Source organism: Candidatus Protofrankia californiensis (assembly GCF_900634765.1).
GTDB lineage: Bacteria > Actinomycetota > Actinomycetes > Frankiales > Frankiaceae > Protofrankia > Protofrankia californiensis.
This window is the reverse complement of the sequence record NZ_CAAAFT010000447.1, coordinates 9508-14270: the sequence shown is the minus strand read 5'-3', so window position 1 is coordinate 14270 and position 4763 is coordinate 9508. Positions and strand designations below refer to the sequence as shown.

The window sequence follows — 4763 nt, the reverse complement described above, 5'->3', positions numbered from 1 at the left end:
GGTGAGTCTGCGCGGTGGAAGAGGGCCGGTGCGATGGCGCGCCAGCCGGCGGTGGCGAACCGGTCGCACACGTCCACGATGTAGTCGGTGAGCCCGAACGCCTCCTGGGCGACGACGACCCCACCTCGAGGTCTGCCGACCGGGTGGGCGACGAAGGCCTCCATGGGTCCGTCCGCGGTGGACAGCGTCACGGTCTCGCGGCTCATCTCTGCTCCTGTCCGGCGCACCAAGCTTGGATGCAACCCTATGAGGGGATCGCATCAGAGATGGAGCGACCCATGCTCCGCACTACCCCAGCGTGCGGGATCAATCACTGCGTTTCGGTGCGCCGTCCGGTATCCAGCGAGTGGCCTGGGGATTTTGGCCTCTGGCAGCGCGGAATAAGAATGATCGCGCTGCCTTTGGCCCTCTGAAGCCTCTGGAGGAGGCTCGGGGGTACGCCGGCAGGCACGGTGGATCGGTGGGTCCGCGAGTCCGGCGGCTCACCGGGTCCGCCGAGGCCACCGGGGCCACCGGGGCCACCGGGGCCGCGGACCACCTCCGTTGGGACCGGAGAAGGTAAGGCAAACGATTGCGTGTCGATCGATCGTCTGATCACGGTCGCAATTGTCATGAAACTTCGGATATACGGTATATCTGGCTTCTGTTGTGTTTTTCGTGGCTTTGTTGATCATAGTTGATCGTTGCTGGTCGTCGTTCGGTGCGACGCCGCCGGTATGCGCCGGCCGGTTGGCGCGACGCGGAAGCCGGCGCGATCCCGGCGCCTGTGCCAACGGCGGGCGCAGGGCCTAGACTCGCCGTTGCGCTCGTGAAAACGTTCACGAGCGGCAGCAGTGCGGCAAATGGGAATACAACCGGCGATCCGGAGACGTGTGATCATGACAGCGGTCCAGGCCGAGCATGCCGATGTCATAGTTGTCGGCGCCGGGCCCGGTGGGTCGACGGCCGCCTGTCACCTGGCCCGGACCGGGCTTGATGTCCTCCTGCTGGAAAAGACCCGCTTCCCGCGGGAGAAAGTCTGCGGTGACGGGCTGACCCCCCGCGCCGTCCGCAGCCTCATCGAGATGGGCATTGACACCGGCACCGGAGCGGACGTGGGCGCCGGCACCGACAACAGCACCGGCATCCACGACAGGGATGATCCGCCTGGTCATCCGGGGCATGCCGGATCGCTCGCCGAGGCCGGCGCGGGTCGCGCGGCCGGCGAGGGCCGTGCGGCTGGCGAGGCCCGCGACGGCTCCGGATGGGCTCGAAACCGTGGTCTGCGTGTCATCGGTGGTGGGCTTCGCCTCGAACTGCCCTGGCCGGAGCTGGCGAACTGGCCGGATTACGGTCTGGTCCGTCCCCGCCTCGACTTCGACGAGCTGCTTGCCCGGCACGCCGAGAAGGCCGGTGCCCGGCTGCGGGAGGAGACCACCGTCACCGGCCCGATCCTCGACGAGCGCACCGGACGGGTCACCGGTGTCCAGGCCAAGGCCGGACGCGGCGGGCAGCCGCTGGCGTTCCACGCCCCACTGGTGATCGCCGCGGACGGGAACAGCGCGCGGATGGCGTTGTCGCTCAACATTCGCCGCCGGGAGGACCGGCCGCTGGGCGTCGCGGTGCGCCAGTACTACCGCAGTCCCCGCACGCATGACGACTACCTGGAATCCCACCTGGAACTGTGGGAGGGCAAGCCCGGCGCGTCCCGGCTGCTCCCCGGCTACGGATGGATCTTCGGTGTGGGTGACGGAACGAGCAACGTCGGGCTCGGCATGCTCAACACCACCAGCGCCTTCCAGAACACCGACTACAAGGATCTGCTGCGGCGTTGGCTCAACGGGCTCCCGCCGGAGTGGGGTTACACCGAGGAGAACGCCACCGGGCCTGTTCGCGGCGGCGCTCTGCCGATGGCCTTCAACCGCGCACCGCACTACCGCGACGGTCTGCTGCTGGTCGGGGACGCCGGCGGCGTGGTCAATCCGTTCAACGGCGAGGGAATCGCCTATGCGATGGAGTCCGGACGGCTTGCGGCCGAAGTGGCCGTACAGGCACTGGCCCGGTCACAGGGACCGTCGCGGGAACGGGCGTTGCAGGCATACCCGAACGTCCTTCGCCAGCGGTACGGCGGCTACTACACGCTCGGGCGGGTGTTCGTCGAATTGATCGGAAACCCGACCGTGATGCGGACGGTGACTCGTTACGGGCTGCCACGGCCGACGCTCATGCGCTTCACCCTGAAGCTGCTGGCGAATCTCACCGATCCACGGGGAGGTGATGCGCTGGACCGCCTGATCAACGCTATGTCCCGGCTCGCGCCCGCAACCTGAGCATGTGGTGGCGGCACTGGCGAAAGCGGGGTCACGGGTTTTCCGGAATGCGGGTTCCGCTCGCTGAACCAACTGGTGGACGTGTCGACGGCATCGGCTTGGGCTGAAACATGCGGCGGGTGTGCGTGGACGCCCATTCGTTCTGGAGGACCAAGGACTACGTGATCATGCCTTTTCCGCCCCCGGATCACCGCCGGGAAACCGGTTCGAGCTTCCGGGTCGGACATCGCGTAGGCTCCCTGGCGTCACCGGCGCCGGATTCGGCATAACCGGTGACCGCGGCCGGCGTCGACGGCGTGATCCGGTCGTCCCTGCCGCGCCAACCGCGTACCGGCGGCCAGTCGTGAACCGGCGGTCAACCGTGAACCGGTGGCCGACGGTCAACTCCGACCGCGAACCGATAACTGCCAACCGAAAACTGCCACGTCCCGCACCAGACCTGCAGAGAGGAGCTCGGCATGCTGTCGAACTACGTGCCGATCCTCGTACTTTTAGTGATCGCGTCGGCGTTCGCGATCGGATCTGTGATCATAGGCGCGCTGGTCGGCCCGAAGAGGTACAACCGCGCCAAGCTCGACGCATACGAGTGCGGAATCGAGCCGTCGCGCGAGCCTGTTGGTCCACACCGCTTTCCGGTGAAGTTCTACCTGACGGCGATGCTGTTCATCGTCTTCGACATCGAGATCATTTTTCTGTATCCGTGGGCGGTCGCGTTCGGCAGCCTGGGGATCTTCGGGCTTGTCGAGATGGTGCTGTTCGTCGCGACCGTTTTCGTCGCCTACGCCTACGTGTGGCGGCGGGGAGGCCTTGAATGGGACTAGAAGAGAAGCTACCCGGCGGCCTGCTGCTCACCACCGTCGAGAAGATGGCCAACTGGTCACGGCGGTCCTCCCTGTGGCCGGCCACGTTCGGCCTGGCCTGCTGCGCGATCGAGATGATGTCGACCGGTGCCGGCCGTTACGACCTCGCCCGGTTCGGGATGGAGGTGTTCCGGGCCAGCCCCCGGCAGGCCGACCTCATGATCGTTGCGGGTCGAGTGAGTCAGAAGATGGCTCCGGTGCTGCGCCAGATCTACGACCAGATGCCCGAACCCAAGTGGGTCCTGTCCATGGGCGTCTGCGCGAGCAGCGGTGGGATGTTCAACAACTACGCCATCGTGCAGGGCGTCGACCACATCGTCCCGGTGGACATGTACCTGCCGGGATGCCCGCCGCGTCCGGAGATGCTCATGGACGCGATCCTGAAGCTGCACGAGAAGATCCTGGCTGGCACGGTCACCGGCAAGGTCGCGTACACGAAGATCGGTGAGTCGCCCTATCCGAAGCCGATCGAGGTGGCCACGGCGCGGGCCGGTCTGCCGGCAGGCGCCATCGACACCAGCACGCTGTCGGTCAACGACCGCAAGCGGTTCCGCCTTCCCGCGGGTGCTCCGGTGCCGGCCGGGGTCGGCGCGGTCGAGCCGTCACTGGACGACCGGCGACCGGCTGCCATCGCCCCGGACTCGGTCTTCAGCCGGACCAAGCGCCTGCCACCGGCTTCCGGGCCGGCCGACGAGTCGCGCTCCGGGACCGCCCGGCCCACCGCGAACCCGTTGGACGCCGATCCCGCCGGTGAGGCCGCGTCATGAGCGAGCTCGTACCGGCATCAGGCGCGGCGTCGGGCAAGGGCGGACCGCGCCGGCATGACGCCTTCGGCGCGTCCGGTTCCGGTGACACGTCCGGTTTCGGCGGTCTGGTCCGTAACCCACCGGTCCTCGCCTCGACCCCCCGGCCGTTCGGCGACACCGACGCCGACAACGTCTACGACGCCCTCGAGCGCTCCTTCCCGCAGCTCACCGACGCCCTCGAGCGGGTGGTCGTCGACCGCGGGGAGCTGACCCTGCACGTCCGGCGCGGTCATCTGCTCTCGGTCGCCCAGATCCTGCGGGACGACCCGAGCCTGCGCTTCGAGCTGCTGTCCGGGGTCTCCGGCGCGGACTATCCCGATGATCCGACCGGGCGCCGGCTGCACGCCGTCTACCACCTGATGTCGATGACCTGGCGCCGTCGCGTCCGGGTGGAGGTCTCCCTTGCCGACGACGACCCGGTCGTCCCCAGCGTCATGGACGTCTGGCCGACCGCGGACTGGCACGAGCGGGAGACCTACGACCTGTTCGGCATCGTCTTCTCCGGCCGTGACGGACTGCTGAGGATCATGATGCCGGACGACTGGGTCGGCCACCCGCAGCGCAAGGACTATCCGCTCGGCGGCGTGCCGGTCGACTACAAGGGCGCTCAGGTACCGGCACCGGACACGCGTCGGAGCTACTCATGACCGGCCTGACCGGTGTGCTCAGCCCTTCCGGTGTGCCCGGCTTTTCCCGCGTGCCCGGTGGCTCACCGTGGCGCCGCCCCTATCTGTGTCGTCTTTGTCCGCATGGCCAAAGGCGGCGCGATCATGATCTTCTCGCGCCGC

Annotated in this window: 5 protein-coding genes; 4 read left to right on the top strand and 1 reads right to left on the bottom strand. The window is 67.8% G+C overall.

Going from position 1 to position 4763, the window contains the following annotated elements; genetic code table 11:
* The coding region (locus DD1DGNOD_RS23300; RefSeq protein ID WP_206443381.1) for a dienelactone hydrolase family protein at positions 1–206 on the bottom strand (206 nt) is incomplete at its 3' end.
* A 672-nt stretch (positions 207–878) separates the two neighbouring features.
* Between DD1DGNOD_RS23300 and DD1DGNOD_RS23295 the strand changes: the two genes are divergently transcribed.
* The 4 genes from DD1DGNOD_RS23295 (at position 879) to DD1DGNOD_RS23280 (ending at position 4622) form a co-directional block, all read left to right on the top strand.
* Positions 879–2309, top strand: a complete 1431-nt coding sequence (locus tag DD1DGNOD_RS23295) for a geranylgeranyl reductase family protein (protein WP_131768572.1) — start codon at positions 879–881, stop codon at positions 2307–2309.
* A 461-nt stretch (positions 2310–2770) separates the two neighbouring features.
* Entirely contained in the window at positions 2771–3130 is a 360-nt protein-coding gene (locus DD1DGNOD_RS23290) for an NADH-quinone oxidoreductase subunit A (protein WP_131768660.1), read from the top strand.
* The gene (locus tag DD1DGNOD_RS30950; protein ID WP_131768571.1) at positions 3121–3936 is read left to right on the top strand and encodes a NuoB/complex I 20 kDa subunit family protein; all 816 of its coding nucleotides are present in this window, start codon (positions 3121–3123) and stop codon (positions 3934–3936) included. The genes DD1DGNOD_RS23290 and DD1DGNOD_RS30950 overlap by 10 nt, the downstream gene beginning before the upstream one ends.
* Complete coding sequence (locus DD1DGNOD_RS23280; RefSeq protein ID WP_131768570.1) at positions 3933–4622, top strand: NADH-quinone oxidoreductase subunit C; 690 nt, start codon at positions 3933–3935, stop codon at positions 4620–4622. Before DD1DGNOD_RS30950 ends, DD1DGNOD_RS23280 begins: the two co-directional genes overlap by 4 nt.
* The last annotated feature ends 141 nt before the right edge of the window (positions 4623–4763 follow it).

Excerpts from the sequence above, each read along its gene's own strand:
- DD1DGNOD_RS23295 (WP_131768572.1), top strand. The coding sequence starts at position 879 with ATGACAGCGGTCCAGGCCGAGCATGCCGATGTCATAGTTGTCGGCGCC.
- DD1DGNOD_RS30950 (WP_131768571.1), top strand. The coding sequence starts at position 3,121 with ATGGGACTAGAAGAGAAGCTACCCGGCGGCCTGCTGCTCACCACCGTC.
- DD1DGNOD_RS23280 (WP_131768570.1), top strand. The coding sequence starts at position 3,933 with ATGAGCGAGCTCGTACCGGCATCAGGCGCGGCGTCGGGCAAGGGCGGA.